The 419-nt window shown below is 67.3% G+C and carries 1 protein-coding gene; it reads left to right on the plus strand.

The annotated features are described in order from the left end of the window. Positions 1-419: acyltransferase domain-containing protein (locus HPT28_RS26450; RefSeq protein ID WP_219094499.1), on the plus strand; the 419-nt coding region annotated here is incomplete at both ends.

Raw genomic sequence — 419 nt, forward strand, 5'->3', positions numbered from 1 at the left:
GCCGGTGTTTGTGTTCCCGGGGCAGGGGGCGCAGTGGGCTGGTATGGCGGTGGAGTTGTTGGATGCTTCGCCGGTGTTCGCGGAGCGGTTGGCGGAGTGTGGTCGGGCTCTGTCGCTGTGTGTGGACTGGTCGTTGGATGAGGTGTTGCGTGGGGTGCCGGGTGCGCCGTCGTTGGAGCGGGTGGATGTGGTGCAGCCTGCTTTGTGGGCGGTGATGGTGTCTCTTGCGGCGTTGTGGCGGTCGTTTGGGGTGGTGCCGTCTGCGGTGGTGGGTCATTCGCAGGGTGAGATTGCCGCGGCGTGTGTGGCGGGTGGGTTGTCGCTGGAGGATGGCGCGCGGGTGGTGGCGTTGCGTAGCCGTCTGGTGTTGGAGCGGTTGGCCGGTCATGGCGGGATGATGTCGGTGGCGCTGCCCGTGG

This window comes from Streptomyces sp. JJ38, from assembly GCF_019303475.1.
Lineage (GTDB): Bacteria > Actinomycetota > Actinomycetes > Streptomycetales > Streptomycetaceae > Streptomyces.